At 62.5% G+C, this 16,311-nt stretch carries 26 protein-coding genes; 6 read left to right on the forward strand and 20 right to left on the reverse strand.

The features are described from left to right. Positions 1-16: 16 nt before the first annotated feature. Positions 17-880, reverse strand: a complete 864-nt coding sequence (gene atpB / locus AC57B5_RS00120; RefSeq protein WP_012202352.1) for a F0F1 ATP synthase subunit A — start codon at positions 878-880, stop codon at positions 17-19. A gap of 21 nt (positions 881-901) precedes the next feature. Further along, entirely contained in the window at positions 902-1,384 is a 483-nt protein-coding gene (locus AC57B5_RS00125; protein ID WP_012202351.1) for an ATP synthase subunit I, read from the reverse strand. A 286-nt stretch (positions 1,385-1,670) separates the two neighbouring features. Between AC57B5_RS00125 and AC57B5_RS00130 the strand changes: the two genes are divergently transcribed. The 3 genes from AC57B5_RS00130 to lipA are packed head-to-tail and all read left to right on the forward strand — an operon-like array spanning position 1,671 to position 3,701. Next, entirely contained in the window at positions 1,671-1,988 is a 318-nt protein-coding gene (locus tag AC57B5_RS00130) for a YbeD family protein (RefSeq protein ID WP_034397898.1), read from the forward strand. Further along, the gene (lipB, locus tag AC57B5_RS00135; RefSeq protein WP_071953781.1) at positions 1,985-2,710 is read left to right on the forward strand and encodes a lipoyl(octanoyl) transferase LipB; all 726 of its coding nucleotides are present in this window, start codon (positions 1,985-1,987) and stop codon (positions 2,708-2,710) included. The genes AC57B5_RS00130 and lipB overlap by 4 nt, the downstream gene beginning before the upstream one ends. A gap of 10 nt (positions 2,711-2,720) precedes the next feature. Beyond that, positions 2,721-3,701 (forward strand): lipoyl synthase, encoded by a 981-nt coding sequence (lipA, locus tag AC57B5_RS00140; RefSeq protein WP_013800257.1) that lies wholly within the window; start codon positions 2,721-2,723, stop codon positions 3,699-3,701. A 394-nt stretch (positions 3,702-4,095) separates the two neighbouring features. On the opposite strand, the gene ptsP is transcribed toward lipA, so the two are convergent. The 4 genes from ptsP to AC57B5_RS00160 all read right to left on the reverse strand — a co-directional run bounded on the left by ptsP (position 4,096) and on the right by AC57B5_RS00160 (position 7,431). Next, the gene (gene ptsP, locus AC57B5_RS00145) at positions 4,096-5,871 is read right to left on the reverse strand and encodes a phosphoenolpyruvate--protein phosphotransferase (RefSeq protein WP_012202347.1); all 1,776 of its coding nucleotides are present in this window, start codon (positions 5,869-5,871) and stop codon (positions 4,096-4,098) included. 117 nt (positions 5,872-5,988) lie between these two features. After that, entirely contained in the window at positions 5,989-6,258 is a 270-nt protein-coding gene (locus tag AC57B5_RS00150; protein WP_012202346.1) for an HPr family phosphocarrier protein, read from the reverse strand. Beyond that, positions 6,227-6,688 (reverse strand): PTS sugar transporter subunit IIA, encoded by a 462-nt coding sequence (locus AC57B5_RS00155; protein ID WP_170962107.1) that lies wholly within the window; start codon positions 6,686-6,688, stop codon positions 6,227-6,229. The genes AC57B5_RS00150 and AC57B5_RS00155 overlap by 32 nt, the downstream gene beginning before the upstream one ends. Positions 6,689-6,813: 125 nt before the next feature. Then, on the reverse strand, positions 6,814-7,431 hold the full coding sequence (locus AC57B5_RS00160) for a hypothetical protein (protein ID WP_496398488.1): 618 nt from the start codon (positions 7,429-7,431) through the stop codon (positions 6,814-6,816). Positions 7,432-7,554: 123 nt separating this feature from the next. Here AC57B5_RS00160 and AC57B5_RS00165 point away from each other — a divergent pair, with 123 nt between their 5' ends. Further along, positions 7,555-8,058 carry a TlpA disulfide reductase family protein gene (locus AC57B5_RS00165; protein WP_043780365.1) on the forward strand — a complete coding sequence of 168 codons (504 nt, stop codon included), beginning with the start codon at positions 7,555-7,557 and terminating at the stop codon, positions 8,056-8,058. Positions 8,059-8,130: 72 nt separating this feature from the next. Here AC57B5_RS00165 and AC57B5_RS00170 read toward each other — a convergent pair whose 3' ends face one another. Beyond that, complete coding sequence (locus tag AC57B5_RS00170; protein ID WP_065346892.1) at positions 8,131-8,577, reverse strand: c-type cytochrome; 447 nt, start codon at positions 8,575-8,577, stop codon at positions 8,131-8,133. Between the two features lie 158 nt (positions 8,578-8,735). Between AC57B5_RS00170 and AC57B5_RS00175 the strand changes: the two genes are divergently transcribed. Then, complete coding sequence (locus AC57B5_RS00175; protein ID WP_065346899.1) at positions 8,736-9,434, forward strand: cytochrome b/b6 domain-containing protein; 699 nt, start codon at positions 8,736-8,738, stop codon at positions 9,432-9,434. Between the two features lie 65 nt (positions 9,435-9,499). Beyond that, on the forward strand, positions 9,500-9,991 hold the full coding sequence (locus tag AC57B5_RS00180) for a GNAT family N-acetyltransferase (protein ID WP_496398489.1): 492 nt from the start codon (positions 9,500-9,502) through the stop codon (positions 9,989-9,991). A 112-nt stretch (positions 9,992-10,103) separates the two neighbouring features. Here the strand turns inward: AC57B5_RS00180 and AC57B5_RS00185 are convergent, their stop codons facing one another. The 13 genes from AC57B5_RS00185 to AC57B5_RS00245 all read right to left on the reverse strand — a co-directional run. After that, the gene (locus AC57B5_RS00185) at positions 10,104-10,610 is read right to left on the reverse strand and encodes a peroxiredoxin (protein ID WP_013800250.1); all 507 of its coding nucleotides are present in this window, start codon (positions 10,608-10,610) and stop codon (positions 10,104-10,106) included. Between the two features lie 118 nt (positions 10,611-10,728). Then, on the reverse strand, positions 10,729-10,998 hold the full coding sequence (gene rpsQ / locus AC57B5_RS00190) for a 30S ribosomal protein S17 (RefSeq protein ID WP_012202338.1): 270 nt from the start codon (positions 10,996-10,998) through the stop codon (positions 10,729-10,731). A gap of 13 nt (positions 10,999-11,011) precedes the next feature. Next, the gene (gene rpmC / locus AC57B5_RS00195) at positions 11,012-11,209 is read right to left on the reverse strand and encodes a 50S ribosomal protein L29 (protein WP_012202337.1); all 198 of its coding nucleotides are present in this window, start codon (positions 11,207-11,209) and stop codon (positions 11,012-11,014) included. Positions 11,210-11,219: 10 nt separating this feature from the next. Further along, positions 11,220-11,636, reverse strand: a complete 417-nt coding sequence (gene rplP, locus AC57B5_RS00200; RefSeq protein WP_012202336.1) for a 50S ribosomal protein L16 — start codon at positions 11,634-11,636, stop codon at positions 11,220-11,222. Positions 11,637-11,638: 2 nt separating this feature from the next. After that, positions 11,639-12,511, reverse strand: coding sequence for a 30S ribosomal protein S3 (gene rpsC, locus AC57B5_RS00205; RefSeq protein WP_012202335.1), 873 nt, complete (start codon positions 12,509-12,511; stop codon positions 11,639-11,641). 16 nt (positions 12,512-12,527) lie between these two features. Further along, positions 12,528-12,860: a 50S ribosomal protein L22 gene (gene rplV / locus AC57B5_RS00210; protein ID WP_012202334.1), complete on the reverse strand. Its 333-nt coding sequence runs from the start codon at positions 12,858-12,860 to the stop codon at positions 12,528-12,530. Positions 12,861-12,870: 10 nt separating this feature from the next. Beyond that, positions 12,871-13,146 (reverse strand): 30S ribosomal protein S19, encoded by a 276-nt coding sequence (rpsS, locus tag AC57B5_RS00215; protein WP_012202333.1) that lies wholly within the window; start codon positions 13,144-13,146, stop codon positions 12,871-12,873. 10 nt (positions 13,147-13,156) lie between these two features. Further along, on the reverse strand, positions 13,157-13,981 hold the full coding sequence (gene rplB / locus AC57B5_RS00220) for a 50S ribosomal protein L2 (protein WP_012202332.1): 825 nt from the start codon (positions 13,979-13,981) through the stop codon (positions 13,157-13,159). A gap of 2 nt (positions 13,982-13,983) precedes the next feature. After that, positions 13,984-14,298 carry a 50S ribosomal protein L23 gene (gene rplW / locus AC57B5_RS00225; protein WP_012202331.1) on the reverse strand — a complete coding sequence of 105 codons (315 nt, stop codon included), beginning with the start codon at positions 14,296-14,298 and terminating at the stop codon, positions 13,984-13,986. Next, positions 14,295-14,915, reverse strand: coding sequence for a 50S ribosomal protein L4 (gene rplD, locus AC57B5_RS00230; RefSeq protein ID WP_012202330.1), 621 nt, complete (start codon positions 14,913-14,915; stop codon positions 14,295-14,297). The genes rplW and rplD overlap by 4 nt, the downstream gene beginning before the upstream one ends. Next, positions 14,915-15,589 carry a 50S ribosomal protein L3 gene (gene rplC, locus AC57B5_RS00235; RefSeq protein ID WP_012202329.1) on the reverse strand — a complete coding sequence of 225 codons (675 nt, stop codon included), beginning with the start codon at positions 15,587-15,589 and terminating at the stop codon, positions 14,915-14,917. Before rplC ends, rplD begins: the two co-directional genes overlap by 1 nt. 210 nt (positions 15,590-15,799) lie before the next feature. Next, positions 15,800-16,111: a 30S ribosomal protein S10 gene (gene rpsJ, locus AC57B5_RS00240; protein ID WP_003059431.1), complete on the reverse strand. Its 312-nt coding sequence runs from the start codon at positions 16,109-16,111 to the stop codon at positions 15,800-15,802. 24 nt (positions 16,112-16,135) lie between these two features. Further along, positions 16,136-16,311, reverse strand: a 176-nt coding sequence (locus AC57B5_RS00245) for an EF-Tu C-terminal domain-related protein (RefSeq protein WP_496398492.1), incomplete at its 5' end; no start/stop codon positions are given.

The raw sequence follows: 16,311 nt of genomic DNA on the forward strand, positions 1-16,311 counted from the left end.
GAGGGAAAGGAAATGGTCAGTGGGCTTCATGTGCCTGGCCGAGATAGATCAGCGTCAGCATCATGAAAATGAAGGCCTGCAGGGTGATGATCAGAATGTGGAAGATCGCCCAGATAGAGCCTGCAATGATGTGCCCCAAGGGGAGCAACACACCGGAAAGCGACATGGCAGCCGCACCGCCCATCAGAGCGATCAGACAGAACACCAACTCACCAGCGTACATGTTGCCGAACAGTCGCATGCCATGCGAAACCGTCTTGGCGACATATTCAATGATCTGCATGGCCAGGTTGATAACACCCAGGATCAGTGCAAACACGGGATTCTTGCTGGTGCCGAACGGAGCGGTCACCAGTTCGTGGGCCCAGCCGCCCATGCCCTTGATCTTGATGCTGTAGAAGAAGCACAGGATCAGCACGGCCGAGGACAGGCCCAGCGTGGTCGAGAGGTCAGCCGTGGGAACGACACGCAGGTAGGCGTGCGAGTCACCCTGGACGCCCTGCCACAGTACCGGCAGCAGGTCCACGGGCAGCATGTCCATGGCGTTCATCATGAAGATCCAGACGAACACGGTCAGTGCCAGGGGAGCGATGAACTTGCGGCTTTGCGCGTTGTGGATGTTGGCCTTGGCCTGGTTGTCCACCATCTCGACCAGCAGCTCTACAGCCGCCTGGAAGCGGCCCGGAACGCCCGATGTGGCCTTGCGCGCGGCAAGCCACAGCACGAACAGGCTCAGCACGCCCAGCGTGGCGCTGACGACGATCGAGTCCAGGTTGATGACCGAAAAGTCGATGATCGACTTTTGCTTGATGTTCTGGAGGTGCTGCAGGTGGTGAACGATGTATTCACTTGCAGTAGGTGCGTGCGCGTCTGCGGCCATCGGTCAACTTCTCTTCAAATATCAATCGGTTTTTCGGACATTGGCCCGCACTATCAGCGCGACCCAATACGTTTTCATGACGATCACCAAGCCCGCCAGCAGCGCCAGCCAACTCAGCCCCGGGACCAGCTTGGGTGCAGCCGCCAGCATGGCAATGCACAGCACCAGCTTCACCAGTTCCCAGCCAAAAATTCCCACCATGGCGGCTGCAGCGCCGCCAGGCCTCTTGCGCACGACGGCGCGCGCAAACAGCGCAGCCGGCAGCACCACCGACAAGGCACCATAGGCAGCCGACCATCCGACCTCGGCGCGCCCCGTCACCAGCCACGCGACCAGTGCCACCAGCACGCCAACCACCGCCTGGACCACCACGAAGCGCCACACAGACATCTGCGGGTTTCGCGTGCGCCACTCCTGAGCCTCCTCGGAGGTCAGGGGCTTGAAGTCGGAATCCTCGCCCTCAAGTTCCCTGTCAGCGTCTGTGTCAGCGGCGTAGTTTTTCATTGAGTTCTCGAAGGCCGCAGACCAGACAAGACTTTTTCACAAAGCCTCTGATTATAAGTAAAAACCCCTGCCGAACGATAGGGGTTGTTACGGGCATGTCCAAAACGGCGGCGGCAGCCTGGCTGTGTGGCAGCAGGCCAACAACGCCAGCCTCGCACCGCAGGCAGCTTGTTTGTTGTGTGTGGAGTTTTCGTGACCGGCGGCGCGGCAGCCCCAGGCTGCGACATGGCCGCGAACGATAGCGCACAATCGCCTCCAACGCCAAGCGATTAACCTTGATTCACCTATGACCGACGCCCCCACCCCCTCCTCCGCACCAGCAGCCGCGCCGGGCGCGGACCCGCGCAAGGACTCGTTGATCGAGTACCCGTCGCAGTTTCCCATCAAAGTCATGGGCATCAAGGCCGAGCATCTGGTGCATGAAATCACCCAGATCGCCGAGCGCTTCGACCCCGCCTTTGATCCCAGCACCATCGAGTTGCGCCCCAGCAGCAGCGGCAAATACCTGGGCGTCACCGTCACGGTGACGGCCACCAGCCGCGAGCAGCTCGACGACCTGTACCGGGCGTTCACCTCGCACCCGCTTGTGAAAGTGGTGCTTTGAGCGCCCCAGCCGACGAGCTTGCGCAGACGCTGGACTTGCGCCTGCTGGGCCGCACCGACTACGAAGCCACGGTGCAGGCCATGCAGGCATTCACGAGCGGCCGCGATGCCGGCACGCGCGACGAGCTCTGGATCTGCGAGCACGCCCCGCATTTCACGCAAGGCCTTGCCGGGAAAAGTGACCACTTGCTGAGCCCTGGCAACATTCCCGTGGTCGCAACCAACCGCGGCGGGCAGGTCACCTACCACGGCCCGGGCCAGGTGGTCGCCTATCCGTTGCTGGATCTGCAGCGCCTGGGCTACTTCGTCAAGGAATACGTGTTCCGCATCGAAGATGCGGTCATCCGCACGCTGGAGCATTTCGGCATCACCGGCCACCGCGTGGAAGGCGCCCCCGGCATCTACGTGCGTCTTGACGATCCTCGCAGCCACGCCATGCTGGCCCAGCGCCCGCAACTGCGCGCACCCGGCTCACCCGCGCCCCAGCCCGATTTTTCGGGGCTGGGCAAGATTGCAGCCCTGGGCATCAAGGTCAGCCGGCATTGCACCTATCACGGCGTTGCCCTGAATGCCGCCATGGACCTGGAACCCTACGAACGGATCAACCCTTGCGGCTATGCAGGACTGCAAACGGTGGACCTTTCTACAATCGGCGTTCAGACAACCTGGGACGAAGCCGCGCGCGTGCTGGGACGACAGTTGCAGCGCCGCCTAGCCCCCTGAATCCAGAACCATGACCACCAACACCGTCGTGCGCGAAGCGCAGTCCCAAGCCGAGTACAACCCGCTGGCCAAGCAGAAGGCGGCAGCGAAGCTTTCGCGCATCCCGATCAAGGTCGAGCATGGCGAGGCCCTCAAGAAGCCCGAGTGGATCCGCGTCAAGGCGGGCAGCCCCACCACGCGCTTCTACGAGATCAAGGACATCCTGCGCGCCAACAAGCTGCACACGGTCTGCGAGGAAGCCTCCTGCCCCAACATCGGCGAATGTTTCGGCAAGGGCACGGCCACCTTCATGATCATGGGCGACAAGTGCACGCGCCGCTGCCCGTTCTGCGACGTGGGCCACGGCCGCCCCGACCCGCTGGACACCAACGAGCCGCTCAATCTTGCCAAGACGATTGCCGAGTTGCGCCTGAAGTACGTGGTGATCACCAGCGTGGACCGCGACGATCTGCGCGACGGCGGCTCGGGCCATTTCGTGGAGTGCATCAAGAACATCCGCGAGCTCTCGCCGCTGACCCAGATCGAGATCCTGGTGCCCGATTTCCGTGGCCGCGACGACCGTGCGCTGGAAATCCTCAAGGCCGCACCTCCCGATGTGATGAACCACAACCTGGAGACCGCACCGCGCCTGTACAAGGAAGCGCGTCCCGGCTCGGACTACCAGTTCTCGCTGAACCTGCTCAAGAAGTTCAAGGCCTTGCACCCCAAGGTTCCGACCAAGAGCGGCATCATGGTGGGCCTTGGCGAGACCGACGAGGAAATCCTGCAGGTGATGCGCGACATGCGCGCCCATGACATCGACATGCTGACCATCGGCCAGTACCTGGCGCCCAGCAACAGCCACCTGCCGGTGCGCCGATATGTGCACCCCGACACCTTCAAGATGTTCGAGGAAGAAGCCTACAAGATGGGCTTCACGCACGCCGCCGTGGGCGCCATGGTGCGCTCCAGCTACCACGCGGATCAGCAGGCACACGCCGCAGGCGTTTGAGCTCGCCGCACCCAGGCGGCCCTCAATGCCCAGCCCTCGCCAGCCCTGCTGCCGAGGGCTTTTTCATGGCCGCATGACGGCACATCAAGACGCGTAGGCAACAAAAAAGCAGAGCCGCTGACGCATGCTCTGCTTGAATTGGAGGCGATGTTGCCTCTTCTGACATCGTAGAAAAAAAGCCTGGCTAACCGGCAGACCGCTGGCTGGCAAACCGACTTGCTGCAGGCTGAACAGGCCTGGCGAGTCGCCCCACGATGAAACTGAAAAAGGCTTGCAGCTCGAATTCCCCACCAGAGAGTTTCTTGCTGCATTGGGGCTGATCATAGCATCGAATGAGAATCAATCGCAACTAAAGCTGCAAATCTTTTTTCTGCGCATCCTCGCCTGCATGAATTCATGGTCCCAGCAGCGCTGCGGGACTGTCCGAGCGGAGGACTTCCTGCGCCCAGGCAGTCAGCTTGCGTGTGTCGGCACGCAAGATTTCCTGCTTGACGACCAGTATCTGCGCCGGATGCATGGAAAAGCTGCGCAGACCCAGGCCGAGCAGCAGGCGCGTCATGCCCACATCCCCGGCGGTCTCCCCGCAGACACAGACGCTCTTGCCCTGCGCCCTTCCTTCGGCGATCACGTCCGCCACCAGCTTGAGCACGGCGGGATGCAAGGGGTCATAGAGATGGGCCACGGTCTCGTCGGCGCGGTCGATGGCCAGCGTGTACTGGATGAGGTCGTTGGTGCCGATCGACAGGAAGTCGAAGTAACGCAAAAAGGTGCGCACGATCAGCGCGGCCGCAGGCACCTCGATCATGGCGCCCAGCTTGACCGGGCCATGGGCCACGCCTCGCGCGTCGAGTTCGCTTTGCGCCAGCCGCACCTGGGCCAGGGTCTGCTCGATCTCGCTTTGGTGGGCCAGCATGGGAAACAGCAGATGGATCTGCCCATGCGCCGCCGCACGCAGAATGGCGCGCAACTGGGTGCGGAACATGGCCGGGTCAGCCAGGCTCCAGCGGATGGCGCGCAGGCCCAGCGCGGGGTTCAGGTAGTAATCCTTGGGCTGTGCCTTGTCCAGCGGCTTGTCGGCGCCCACGTCCAGCGTGCGGATGGTCACGGGCATGCCCTGCATGCCGTCCACGGCCTCGCGGTAGGCGCGGTACTGCTCCTCCTCACCGGGCAGGTTGCCGCCACGCCCCATGAACAGGAATTCCGTGCGGAACAGCCCTACGCCCACGGCGCCTGCATGCACGGCCGCAGGCCCGTCGCCGGGCTGCTCGATATTGGCCAGCAATTCGATGCGCTCTCCGTCCAGCGTCAGCGCGGGCGTGTGGCGCAGGCGTGAGAGGCGCTCGCGCTCCAGCTCGTTCTGGCGCTGGCGAAAGCCATATTCGGCCAGGATGATGGGAGAAGGATCGACGATGACGACGCCTGCGTTGCCATCGATGATGATCCAGTCGTCCTGGCGGATCAGCTGGCTGGCCGCGCGCGCGCCGACCACGGCCGGGATGTCCATGCTGCGCGCCACGATGGCCGTGTGCGAGGTGCGCCCGCCCACGGCCGTGATGAAGCCGGCAAACAGCCGGCTCTTGAACTGCAGCATGTCCACAGGCGACAGGTCCTGCGCCACCAGGACCAGGGGCACATCGGTGACTTCGTCGAGCAGCAGCGGCTGCTGCGGCGCGCCCTCCCCCGTTGCATCGGCCCGCGGCAGCGCGGCAGGCGCGGGCACGGGGCTGGCCATGCCCTTCATGTAGCGCAGGATGCGCTCGACCACCTGCTCCAGGTCGGCCTTGCGCTCGCGCAGATACTCGTCCTCCATCTCGTCGAACTGGCGCGAGACGACCTCGAGCTGCGTGGTCAGCGCCCATTCGGCGTTGTAGAGACGATCGGAAATCCAGTGCTTGATGGCGGCGGCCAGGGCCTCGTCCTGCAACAGCAGCAGGTGGACGTCGAGCAGGGCATCGAGCTCGCCCGGCGCATCCTGGGGCATTTCATCCTGCAGACGGCGCAGCTCGTCGATGACGGCGTTGCGTGCACTGCGGGCGCGGTCGATTTCCGCGTCCACCTGGTCGGGCCGGATGAAGTAGTGCACCACCTCCATTCGGCTGGAGGCCACCACCACCGCGCGTCCTATCGCAATGCCCCGTGAAACGGCCAGTCCGTGGATTGCAAACGTCATTGCGCCTGTCCTTTGCCTGCTGCTGCGCAGGCCCCGGGCCGTCGCAATGCGGCAGCGTCCGGGCCCGGCGCGTGTTGCTCTTTTGCGCTCACCGTCTGCCAGCGCAGCGGAGGCCCATCACTGGCCTTCGCCAAATTTGTCGTTGATCAGGGCCGTCAGCGCATCCATGGCTTCCTGCTCCTGCGGTCCTTCGGTTTCCAGCAGCACCTCGGAGCCCATGCCGGCAGCCAGCATCATCACGCCCATGATGCTCTTGGCATTGATGCGCCGCTCGCCCTTGCTCATCCAGACTTCGCAGGGAAAGCTGCCTGCAAGCTTGGTGAGCTTGGCGGAGGCGCGGGCATGCAGGCCCAGTTTATTGCTGATGGTTATAGGGGTCTTGATCATTGGATGGTCGCGGACTCTGGTTCTGAGGCGTGTTCACGCCCACCTGCATCACCCCATGGCTGCCTCCCGCCAAGGCACGCTCGGCCACGGCTTCCAGCGCCTCGTGGCGATAGCCTATGGAGCGCAGCAGCATGGGCAAGTTCACTCCGGCCACCAGTCGCCCCGCAGGCAGCTGCGCCACAAGGCGCTGCGCCACGTTGCAGGGCGTCGCGCCAAAGAGGTCGGTCAGCACCAGCGTGGGCAGCGCCACCAGGCCGCCATGGTCCTCGAGCAACTGCTCGGCACGCATCAGGGTGGCCTCGGGCGGCTCCTGAGCGGGCACATCCAGGGCAAGGACGTCCTCGGCACTGTCGGCGAACACATGCAAGGCGCATTCGCGCAGTGCATGGGCCAAAGGTGCGTGGGTGAACAAAAGGATGCGCGTGGTCATGAAGTCACAGGGTTCGGAGTCGATTATGGCGTGCGCAGGCGCATGCAGGGCAACCGGCGCGCCTGCACTGCGTTCCATGCCACAGCTGCCTCCCGCATCCGTGGCTCCGAAACCTGTTGCCGTTGCTATTGCAGTTGCAGGCTGGCGAAGAAGTTGTTGGCCTCGTCTGTGCGCGGCTTGTCGCTGTAGATGACGGCATGGTAGAGGCGTGCGCCTGCCGGCTCCATTCGTGCAAACCACACGCCATGGGCGGTGAGCTTCCAGCCCTGGGGCCCCACGCCTTCAAACGTGGTGCGCAGCGACTGCGGCAGATTCAGTGCGCCTGCAGGCAGGAAAGGGCCATCTTCCTTGGAGCGCAGTTGCTTGGCGCCCGCCGGGGCCTGCCCCGGAGCACCCGGGTTCATCTGGCCGAGCACGGCTGCCTGCCAATACGACAGCATCTCGGCGGCTCTGGACGGCTCGCTGACCAGGAAGTGGGACACCGCGTAGGTCGACGCATCGGCATCGCATCCCATCATGGACATCTGCACCGTGCCCATGCCCTGGCCCAGCTCCACCGGCCGTGTTGCGGATTGCGGATCGCAGGGCAAGAGCACGCGCAGCGGCGTGCCTTCGACCGCGACCTGCCGCCAATCCAGCCTGGGACTGCAGGCGCCCAGGGGCGCCAACACCAGCATCGCGGCGCCAAGCCGCAGGGCCAGAGCGCGGCCCTTTGCTTTCGAAAAGCTTTCCATCAATGTCATGCCGGCATTATCGGCATGGCCCGACCTGTCCGAGCCCCGAACTTTTGCCCTTGCTGCGCATCGAAAGGCGGTGCACGGCATGCGTGCAGGCCTTCGGGCGCAACTTTGGGCACAATCGTCGCTATGGCAAGCAAACATTGGATCGCAGGCGTGGTGATCGCCGCAGCCGCCGGCATGGGCGCATGGGTGTATTCGGGTGCCGGCCAAACGGCCGCGCCGCAGTCCACCTTCGTGCTGCTGGACGGCAGCAAGCAGACCACGGCCGACCTCAAGGGCAAGGTGACCTTGGTGAATTTCTGGGCCACCAGCTGCACCACCTGCGTGGCCGAGATGCCCGAGATCGTTGCCACCCACCAGAAATTCCAGAGCCAGGGGTTCGAGACCCTGGCCGTGGCCATGAGCTACGACCCGCCCAGCTATGTGGTGAACTTCGCCGATTCGCGCAAGCTGCCTTTCAAGGTCGCGCTGGACAACACCGGCGCCGTGGCCCGGGCCTGGGGCGATGTGCAACTGACTCCCACCACCTACATCGTCAACAAGCGCGGCGACATCGTGAAGCGCTATGTGGGCGCACCTGACTTCGCTGAGTTGCATCGGCTGATCGAGAAGCTGCTGGCCGAGGCCTGATACAGCGCAGACCAGGGCACAAAAAAACCGGCATCAGGCCGGTTTTTCATTGGTGCATCCTCCGCCCGCCGCTCAACGGCTGCGGAAGCTGTCGTGGCAGGCCTTGCAGCTGGCGGCGGCCGGGCCGAAGGCGGCCTTGAGCTGGTCCAGGTTGCCGGACTTGGCCGCAGCCGCGAGCTTGACCGTCTCGGCCTGCATCTTCTCCGACAGGTCCTGGAACTTGGCCTGCTCCTTCCAGATTTCAGGCTTGGCCTTTCCACCTTCCGTGCCCGCGCCGAACGCGGCCCAAGGCAGCTTGGCCATGAAGGCCACCACCTCGGCGTTTTCCTGGGCCGCCTTGGCATCGAAGGGGATCTTTCCGTTCGCCATGGCGCCCAGGCGCCCGAAATGCTGGCCCAGCACGGCGAGCGCGCCCTGGCGGTACTTGATGGCGTCTTCAGACTTGGCGAACTGTGCGGACGCGGGCAGCGCCGTGGCGGCCACCAGGGCGGCCAGCGCCCATGCAGAAACTTTCTTCATCGTGGTTTTCCTTTGGGAGTGTGGGGAAATCTGCCGGACCAGTATGGCAGCGGCATCTTGCCGGCGCCGCTTTGATTGACCACGGCCAGGGTGCATTCCTGGTGCTCGCAGGAATGCGGGGCGGCACAATGCCCCATCCCCATCCCAGCTTTCATGCCATGGCACAAGAATCGACCGCACAAGGCGCCGCCAAGCACAAGGTCCGCATCTGGGACCTGCCCACCCGGCTGTTTCACTGGCTGCTGGCCGTAACGGTGGTCGGCTTGGTCGTGACGGCCAAGCTGGGCGGCAATGCCATGAACTGGCATCTGCTGCTGGGCCATGCCATGCTGGCCCTGCTGCTGTTCCGCCTGCTTTGGGGCCTGGTGGGCGGCCGCTGGTCGCGATTTGCCAGCTTCATCCACGCGCCCGCCACCGTGCTGCGCCATGTGCGGGGACAAGGAACGGAGAGCGACAGCGCAGGCCACAGCCCGCTGGGCGCCCTGTCCGTGTTTGCCATGCTGGCCGTGCTGATCGCCCAGGTGGGCAGCGGGTTGCTCAGCGACGACGAGATTGCGTTCTCCGGGCCGCTGGGCCGCTTTGTATCGGGCGACACCGTGGCACAGGCCACCGCCTACCACGCGCACTGGGGGCAGTATCTGCTGTACGCGCTGGTGGCCCTGCACCTGTTGGCCATCCTGTTCTATGCCTGGCGCGGACGGGGTCTGGTGCGCGCCATGGTGACGGGAGACAAGCACTTGCCCGAACCCCTGCCCTCTTCACGCGACACGGCAGCCAGCCGCCTGTTGGCATTGGTCCTGGCGTTGGTGGCGGGCGCCGCCGCATGGTGGGTGCAGCAGCTGGGGGCTGCTTTCTGACGGCGTGGCCAGACGTTGCCAGCTTGCCGCTACACTGCGTTTTCCGTCGTTTTAGCCAAGTGCCCGTGGACAAGCCTGCTGTCGCCTTGCTGGCGCCGAATCCCCTGGAAGACATGGACGAAGTCCGCCAGATCTTCCAGGAGTACGCCGCAAGCCTAGATGTCGATCTGCAATTTCAAGATTTCGAGGCCGAGATCGCCGATCTGCCTGGCGCATACGCATCGCCGCGCGGCCACATCCTGCTGGCCAAGGTCGATGGCGCCGTGGCCGGCTGCTGCGCCTTGCGCCCGCTGGACAACTGCGATTACGCCAACGCCGCCGAGATGAAGCGCCTGTTCGTACGCAAGGCCTTTCGCGGTTTCGGCCTGGGCCGCCAGCTCGCCGAGGCCATGCTCGATGTGGCGCGCCAGGCTGGCTATGACCATGTGCTGCTGGACACGCTGGACGATATGGAGTCGGCACGCGCCCTCTACACGGACCTGGGCTTCCAGGAAATCCCGCCCTACTATCACAACCCCATCGCAGGGGCGCATTACCTCAAGGCCGATATCTTCTAGGGCCCGGCTGAAGCAGCCCCCTGAAACACAAAAAGGCATTGCACCTGGGTGCAATGCCTTTTTTCGCAAAAGCGCGGTGCCCAGGCCCTGCAGGCCTGCAGCACGATCAGGATCAGGCCTTGGCCTGGCCCAGCAGGGTGGCAGCGTCGCTGACTTCGAACTTGCCAGGGCCTTCCACGTTCAGCGTGGCGACCTTGCCGTCCTTGACCAGCATGGAGTAGCGGTTGCTGCGCAGGCCCAGGCCCTTGCCGTTCAGGTCCAGCGTCAGGCCGGTGGCCTTGGCGAAGGCGGCATCGCCGTCGGCCAGCATGCGCACCTTGCCGTCGGTCTTCTGGTCACGGGCCCACGCGCCCATCACGAAGGCGTCGTTGACCGACAGGCACCAGATCTCGTCCACGCCGGCAGCCTTGAAGGCTTCGGCCTGCTCCACGAAGCCGGGCACATGCTTGGCCGAGCAGGTGGGAGTGAATGCGCCGGGCACGGCGAAGACCGCGATGGTCTTGCCGGCAGCGGCTTCGGGCAGCTTCACGGGGTTGGGGCCGATGCTGCAGCCATTGCCTTCGACTTCCACGTATTCCATCAGGGTGGCAGCGGGCAGGGCATCTCCGACTTTGATCATCTCTATCTCCTTTGTGGTGCAAAACCGGGGGCCGCCGAAATGGTGGTCCCCAAACGAAAAAACGACCCACATTGTGGGTCGTTTCCTGTGGCCTTGCAGCCGGTGGGCCTGTGTAGGCTTACACCAGAGCAGCCTTTTGCACCAAGCGGGTAGCAACCCAGTTCTTGGTCTTGGACAGCGGGCGGCTTTCCGTGATTTCAACCACGTCGCCCAGCTTGTATTCACCTTGCTCGTCGTGAGCGTGGTACTTGCTGGACTTGATCATGATCTTGTCATAGATCGGGTGCTTGACGCGGCGTTCAACCATGACCGTCACGGTCTTGGCACGCTTGTCGCTGACCACCTTGCCAATCAAGGTGCGCTTGAGGGATTTTTTAGCTTCCGTCATGTCGGCTTCCTGATTACTTGGCAGCTTGCTTTTCAGCAAGGATGGTCTTGGCGCGGGCGATGTCACGGCGCGTGGTACGCAGCGTGTTCGTGTTACCCAGCTGTTGCGTAGCCTTTTGCATACGCAGGCCAAAGTGAGCCTTTTGCAGGGACTTCACTTCGGCTTCCAGGCCGGCAACGTCTTTTTGGCGGAGTTCAGCAGCTTTCGTCATGTTGTTCTCCTTAGGCACCAATTTGACGGGACACGAAGGTCGTACGCAGCGGCAGCTTTGCAGCGGCCAGGCGGAACGCTTCACGAGCCAGCTCTTCAGGGACGCCCACGATTTCGTAGAGCACCTTGCCGGGCTGGATTTCGGCCACGTAGTACTCGGGGTTGCCCTTACCGTTACCCATACGCACTTCTGCGGGCTTGGTAGAGATTGGCTTGTCCGGGAACACGCGGATCCAGATACGACCGCCACGCTTGACGTGACGCGAGATCGCGCGGCGAGCCGCTTCGATCTGACGCGCCGTCAGGCGACCACGGTCAGTGGACTTCAGGCCGAAGTCACCGAAAGCAACGGAGTTACCACGCGTTGCGATACCGGTGTTGCGACCCTTTTGCTCCTTGCGGTATTTGCGGCGAGCAGGTTGCAGCATCTTTATTCTCCTTTACCGTCCGCTGCTGTAGCGGGCGCGTCAGTCTTGCGAACGCGCTTAACGGAATCAGCGCCAGCGCCGGCGGGCTTATCGCTGCCGTCAGCAGGTGCTGCGTTAGCGCCTGCGGGGCGGCGGGCACCACGGCCAGCACCGTCACGACGACCATCGCCGCGACCATCACGGCGGGGGCCGCGAGGACGACGTTCTTCTTCGGGGCGGGGGGTCTCGGCTGCCGGCAGGTCGTTACGACCCAGCGTGTCACCCTTGTAGACCCAGACCTTCACACCGATCACACCGTAGGTCGTCTTGGCTTCGGAGAAGCCATAGTCGATGTCGGCGCGCAGTGTGTGAAGTGGCACACGGCCTTCGCGATACCACTCGCAACGTGCAATTTCGATACCGTTCAGACGGCCCGAAGACATGATCTTGATGCCTTGGGCACCCAGACGCATGGCGTTTTGCATTGCACGCTTCATGGCGCGGCGGAACATGATGCGCTTTTCGAGCTGCTGGCAGATCGAATCGGCGATCAGCTTGGCATCGATTTCAGGCTTGCGCACTTCTTCGATGTTCACAGCCACGGGCACGCCCAGACGGGTTGCGAGTTCCTTCTTCAGGTTCTCGATGTCCTCGCCCTTCTTGCCGATCACGACACCAGGACGTGCCGAGAAGATCGTGATGCGGGCGTTCTTTGCAGGACGCTCGATCAGGATGCGCGACACGGCGGCATTCTTCAGCTTGGCCTTCAGGAACTCGCGCACCTTGATGTCTTCGGCCAGCATGCCGGCGAAGTCACGGTTGCTTGCGTACCAACGGCTGGCCCAGTTGCGGCTAACAGCCAGGCGGAAGCCGGTAGGATGGATTTTCTGTCCCATATTCTTCCCAGGCCTTTCAGTTGCCAACCGTCACGTACACGTGGCACGTGGGCTTGCTGATGCGATTGCCGCGGCCCTTTGCACGCGCGGTGAAGCGCTTGAGCGTGGTGCCTTGTTCGACGAAGATGGTCTTGACCTTCAGTTCGTCGATGTCGGCGCCGTCGTTGTGCTCGGCGTTGGCGATGGCGGACTCGAGCACCTTCTTGATGATCACGGCAGCTTTTTTCTGCGTGAACGTCAGGATGTTCAGGGCTTGGTCCACTTTCTTGCCGCGGATCAGGTCCGCGACCAGGCGACCCTTGTCCACAGACAGGCGGACGCCACGGAGAACAGCACGTGTTTCAGACATGTTCTATTCCTTACTTCTTGGCTTTTTTGTCCGCCGGGTGACCCTTGAAGGTACGGGTCAGCGCGAATTCGCCGAGCTTGTGGCCGACCATCTGGTCAGTCACATACACGGGCACGTGCTGCTTGCCGTTGTGCACGGCGATGGTCAGACCGATGAACTCGGGCAGAACCATGGAGCGACGCGACCAGGTCTTGACGGGCTTCTTGTCCTTGGTGGCGACGGCCTTTTCGGCCTTTGCCAGCAAGTGATGGTCAACAAACGGACCCTTTTTAAGAGAACGAGTCATTTGCTACCCTTTACTTCTTGCGACGCGACACAATCATCGACTGCGTGCGCTTGTTGTTACGGGTACGGTAGCCCTTCGTCAGGTTGCCCCATGGGTCAACAGCGTGACGACCTTCACCGGTCTTGCCTTCACCACCACCGTGCGGGTGATCGACAGGGTTCATCACCACGCCGCGAACGGTCGGGCGAATACCCATCCAACGCTTCACACCGGCCTTGCCCAGACGGCGCAGGCTGTGTTCTTCGTTGGCGACTTCACCGATGGTCGCGCGGCATTCGATGTGCACCTTGCGCACTTCGCCGGAACGCATACGCACTTGGGCGTAGATGCCTTCACGGGCCAGCAGCGTAGCCGACGTACCTGCCGAACGGGCGATCTGCGCGCCAGCGCCGATCTTCAGTTCGATGCAGTGGATGGTCGAACCCACGGGGATGTTGCGGATCGGCAGGGTGTTGCCCACGCGGATCGGGGCTTCCGAACCGCTGACGATCGTTGCGCCGACTTCCAGGTTGCGCGGAGCAATGATGTAGCGACGCTCGCCGTCGGCATAGCACACCAGAGCGATGTGGGCCGTACGGTTGGGGTCGTACTCAATGCGCTCGACCTTGGCGGGGATGCCGTCCTTGGTGCGCTTGAAGTCCACCACGCGATAGTGGTGCTTGTGGCCACCGCCCTTGTGACGGGTGGTGATGTGACCGTTGTTGTTACGGCCCGACTTCTGGTGCTGAGGCTCCAGCAGGGGGGCAAAACCTGCACCCTTGTGCAGATGGTCACGCGTGACCTTGACCGTGCCGCGTTGGCCGGGGGTCGTCGGTTTGAGCTTGATAACAGCCATGATTACGCAGCCTCCCCGGACAGGTTCAGCTCTTGACCGGGCTTGAGCATCACGTAGGCCTTGCGAACGTGGTCGCGGCGGCCAGTGGTCTTGCCAAAGCGCTTGGTCTTGCCCTTGATGTTCACCACGGAGACACCAGCAACTTCCACCTTGAACATCAGTTCCACGGCGGCCTTGATTTCATGCTTGGTGGCGCTCTGCAGCACCTTGAACGTCACGGCGTTGGACTTCTCGGCAACCATGGTGGCCTTTTCGGACACGATGGGAGCAACCAACACCTGCATCAGACGACCTTCGTCAAACTTGAGCGTGCTCATTCGAACATCTCCTTGAGTTTGTCGATCGCACCCTTGGTGACGAGCACTTTCTTGTAGTGCACCAGCGACACGGGGTCGGCGTAGCGCGGCTCGACCACGAACACGTTCTTCAGATTGCGGGAAGCCAGGTACAGGTTCTCGTCGACTTCTTCAGCGATCACCATGACCGATTCCAGGTTCATGGCCTTGAACTTGTCGGCCAGCACCTTGGTCTTGGGGCTTTCGAGCTTGAGCGAGTCCACCACGGCCAGACGGCCTTCGCGGGCCAGCTGCGACAGGATGGCAACCATACCGGCGCGGTACATCTTCTTGTTGATCTTCTGCGTGAAGTTTTCTTCAGGCAGATTCGGGAAGATGCGGCCGCCGCCACGCCACAGAGGCGAGGAAGACATACCGGCACGAGCACGGCCGGTGCCCTTTTGCTTGAACGGCTTGGCAGTCGTGTGACGAACCTGCTCGCGGTCCTTCTGAGCGCGAGTGCCCTGACGTGCGTTGGCACGGTAGGCGATCACGATCTGGTGGACGAGGTCTTCGTTGAATTCACGACCGAAAACAGTCTCGGGCGCATCGAACTTGGATGCGGCCTGGCCTTGTTCATTCAGGAGTTCGAGCTGCATTAGTTCGCTCCCTTGGAAGCTTTGGCCTTGATGGCGGGGCGCACCGTCACGAAGCCACCCTTGGAGCCCGGAACAGCGCCCTTGATCAAGAGCAGTTGGCGTGCTTCGTCAATGCGAACCACGTCGAGATTTTGGGTGGTGATGGTTTCATCGCCCATGTGACCGGTCATCTTCTTGCCCGGGAACACGCGACCTGGATCCTGGGCCATCGAGATGGAGCCGGGAACATTGTGCGAACGGCTGTTGCCGTGCGAGGCGCGCTGCGAGCGGAAGTTGTGACGCTTGATGGTGCCGGCGAAGCCCTTACCGATGGAAGTGCCTTGCACGTCCACCTTCTGGCCCACCGAGAACAGCTCGGCGACGGGCAGGACGGAGCCTGCGGCGTACTTGCCAGCGGTTTCTTCGGTCACGCGGAATTCACCCATCACTTCACCGGCTTCGACACCTGCCTTGGCAAGGTGGCCGGCTTCTGGCTTGGTCACGCGAGATGCCTTGCGCGAACCGAAAGTGACCTGCAGGGCCACGTAGCCATCGTTCTCTTGGGTTTTGACCTGAGTCACACGGTTGTTGGACACATCCACCACCGTGACGGGCACTGCGTCCCCGTCATCGGTGAACAGACGCATCATGCCCACCTTGCGACCCAGCAACCCGAGGGAGTTGCTCAGACTCATTTGTTTGCTCCAAAACTTTCGCCGCTGAAACTGCAATTGGCCCAGCGTTGCGCTCCCGCCCCAGATGTCCAAGGCCTTGCGCACGAAAGAAGGTTGATAAAACTTCGCTCAAGAAAGGCGAAGCCCCAAATTTTAACGCGAACTGCCTTTTCAAGCAAGTTCGCGTTAAATCAAAGCCCTTCAACGGCCCCGCAAGGGGCCGTGAAGTTCTTATTGCAGCTTGATCTCGACGTCCACGCCTGCGGGCAGGTCCAGCTTCATCAGAGCGTCAACCGTCTTGTCAGTCGGGTCAACGATGTCCATCAGGCGCTGGTGAGTGCGGATTTCGAACTGGTCGCGGCTGGTCTTGTTGACGTGCGGCGAGCGCAGGATGTCGAAACGCTTCATGCGTGTCGGCAGGGGCACGGGGCCCTTGACGATCGCACCGGTGCGCTTGGCAGTGTCAACGATTTCAGCAGCCGACTGGTCGATCAGCTTGTAGTCAAACGCCTTCAGGCGGATGCGGATTTTTTGCTTGGACATTGTGTATTCCTAGTTTTCCAAGAATTACGCAATGATCTTTGCAACCACGCCAGCGCCCACGGTACGGCCACCTTCGCGAATAGCGAAGCGCAGACCTTCTTCCATGGCGATGGGGGCGATCAGCTTGACGGTGATCGACACGTTGTCACCAGGCATCACCATTTCCTTGTCGGCGGGCAGCTCGATGGAGCCGGTCACGT

Source organism: Delftia sp. BGA-UO-ETr-SB1 (genome assembly GCF_059567865.1).